The following is a 2621-nucleotide window of genomic DNA, read 5'->3' as shown; positions in this document are numbered from 1 at the left end:
TAGAATTAAGATATTTGTAGATAGTTATTTATTGTAAAAAAATCTAATTATATCATAAAGATAATCTTTTTTTATTATCTTTGTACGACTTATAACTCATTTAAGCATTACTCAAAATATCTCAACATAATGAATTTTAACGAATTTGCAGCGTATGTAAAAAGAAATGAACCAAACATAGCTGGAAACCTTTACATTTGTTCTAAATTTCTAATAGGACTTAATAGTAATCCGCAATTTAGAGCACTGCCAGACCCTAGTAGTCCAGCACGTCTCAGTATGGTACGTTTAGTAGTAGTGAAAAGTGGTTGGTACGAACCAATTATAAACTCAAAGAAGTATAGGTGTGGTCCGGGAGATTTACTTTTCATAAATTGGGGTGTTACAATATCGGGCGACTCTATAGGTGTTGAAACCATTATAGACGGTTTTGCACTGTCAGAAGAATTTATGAAAACGGTATTTAATGGTAATTTGCCACAAGTATTTCTCTCTCCAGGCAAATGCATAAAGCTACATTTAGAGGAGAACGAAAGCAGTGTTATTCAGGAATATCTCAAAACAATGTATAATCTTGTTCAGATATCATCAATAAATAGCAAGACTATCAATGCACTTTTTGTAGCAATATTTAGCTTGGTAGAATCGTTTTACAGCATAGAAATACCATTGGCAAATAGACAATGGACACGTCACAAAGAAACTGTTGAACGATTTATACGATTAGTCAACGATAACATAAAGCAAAAACACGAATTAGAATTCTACGCTTCACAATTGTATATGACAACGCATTATCTTGGCATAGTTATAAAAAATGAGACAGGAACTACCGCCAGAGAATGGATTGACAAGGAATTAACCATACAATTAGAGCAGGAATTGAAATATACAAATAAATCTTTAAAAAACATTGCCACCGAATATAACTTCAATTCTCTTAGTTCGTTTTGTAAATTCTTTAAGCGCCGAACTGGTGTTACAGCTGGCACTTACAGAACAGAAGGAAATTTGTATTAACTAAAACTATTTTTTTACAGAAGTCATTATACCATATTAACCCTCTATTCTATCGTTTTAAAGTAAACAGAACAAATTATAAAGTTTATATAAATGACTGGCAAGGAAACGAAAGATTACTGAAAATAATAATACGAACAAAATATAATGATGCTATTTTCTAATAAAGTGTAATAGAAATTAGATAGGACTTATAAGCTGTGAATACAGTCTATTCACTAATCAGATAGAGCGTCTTAAATGCTTAGAAAAGTCAGGTAGATACCGCTACTTTCATTTTAGATATCTATCGTGTTCGTTTCAGATATCTATCGTGTTCGTTTCAGATATCTATCGTACTCCTCTCAGATATCTATCAATTACAAATTAGATATCACAAAAAATAGCAACCTTTATTACCACACAATATCAGAGCTATATGCGTACCTTGAACGAAATTTACCGTTCTCAACATTTTCGCAATCATCTCAAGAATCGTAGAGAGCTCTTAAGGCAGATAGCCTACTGAAAACCATAGCATATAGATTAGTAAGAGAGCTATAGCATAATCTTGGGAAAAGGAAAGGGTATGAGAAGGTGTTTGATCTATATTACATAGTTCTTTCTCAGAATTGAAATCATCGTGTCTTATATTCTCTCATTTTAGCAGACATCAATAATTAATTTACTAAATTATCTTCAGTAGATTTTCGTTGTAGACTTCTTAAGAAATAAATCATCTTATGTTCTCTATTACTACTATTCTATAGTAACTCCTGCATCTTTCCAATGTACCATATCATAGGGATAATATGGATTATCCCTAAGGTCAGAATCGTCTATGTGCATTATCTTAGCAACAGCTGCAACCTCCCATGCCCAATAGCCACGATAACAATTCTTCTTCAGATGACTATTATGCCAAGGAGCATCGTTGTTCAGAGTATACCATTTTTCCATATAATCTTTAAGTGCTTTCTTTGCTTCTTGCGCATCGGAAATCTGTGTTAGCTTGAAAAGTTCTTTATATAACTTAGGGAAAGCAAGCTTATTTGCATACGTTTGTTTCTTGTTTTCTTTTAATCGGGAGTTTAGCATAAACCAAAGTAATAAGTCGGGTGTCCAATTTGATGGTTTTGCCTGCTTATCCATTCGCCACACATAGTCAGTTAAACGATTAAAATCTGTATTATCTATGTCTAATAGTATTCCCAATGATATTCTATCTAAATCATCAGCGTATGTCGGATTTCTAAAATTAGCTCCATGTATATAATTATCTAAAGAATTTATATATAACTTTCTCAATTTGGCAATATCTTCACCCATAGAGTAACTTATTTCTATTGCCCGTATATAATCTACAGCAGAACACCAATATAAAAATGGACGTACTATTCCAACATTCTTTTTCTTTTCTTCTAATATGTGCTTTTCATCATCATCTATTTCTCCAAACTTAATACTCAGAATCTTTTCAAAGTATTTTTTGTCCTTTAATTTATCTCTGATAGGTTTATCTTGTTCTTTTTTAGAACCGCCCAATTTAAAATTAAATAATCCCATAGCTATTCCATTTAAATGGTTTCAATACCATCTGTTATGTAGTCTACCCTTATAAA

2 protein-coding genes and 1 pseudogene are annotated in these 2621 nt (G+C 31.9%); 2 read left to right on the top strand and 1 reads right to left on the bottom strand.

The annotated features are described in order from the left end of the window. Nucleotides 1-129 precede the first annotated feature (129 nt). Both HMPREF9144_RS01450 and HMPREF9144_RS13220 read left to right on the top strand, forming a co-directional pair. Nucleotides 130-1020, top strand: a complete 891-nt coding sequence (locus HMPREF9144_RS01450) for a helix-turn-helix domain-containing protein (protein WP_006044022.1) — start codon at nucleotides 130-132, stop codon at nucleotides 1018-1020. A 409-nt stretch (nucleotides 1021-1429) separates the two neighbouring features. Next, a pseudogene (locus tag HMPREF9144_RS13220) lies at nucleotides 1430-1632 on the top strand (IS5/IS1182 family transposase); the annotation flags it as partial. A gap of 126 nt (nucleotides 1633-1758) precedes the next feature. Here HMPREF9144_RS13220 and HMPREF9144_RS01445 read toward each other — a convergent pair. Then, nucleotides 1759-2565, bottom strand: a complete 807-nt coding sequence (locus tag HMPREF9144_RS01445; protein ID WP_006044021.1) for a PoNe immunity protein domain-containing protein — start codon at nucleotides 2563-2565, stop codon at nucleotides 1759-1761. Nucleotides 2566-2621: the final 56 nt, after the last annotated feature.

This window comes from Prevotella pallens ATCC 700821 (genome assembly GCF_000220255.1).
GTDB lineage: Bacteria > Bacteroidota > Bacteroidia > Bacteroidales > Bacteroidaceae > Prevotella > Prevotella pallens.
The sequence above is the reverse complement of the archived record's forward strand: the minus strand, read 5'-3'. Positions and strand labels throughout refer to the sequence as shown.

Bases quoted from the DNA above. Each gene is read 5' to 3' on its own strand.
- HMPREF9144_RS01450 (WP_006044022.1), top strand. From the start codon at position 130: ATGAATTTTAACGAATTTGCAGCGTATGTAAAAAGAAATGAACCAAAC.
- HMPREF9144_RS01445 (WP_006044021.1), bottom strand. From the start codon at position 2,565: ATGGGATTATTTAATTTTAAATTGGGCGGTTCTAAAAAAGAACAAGAT.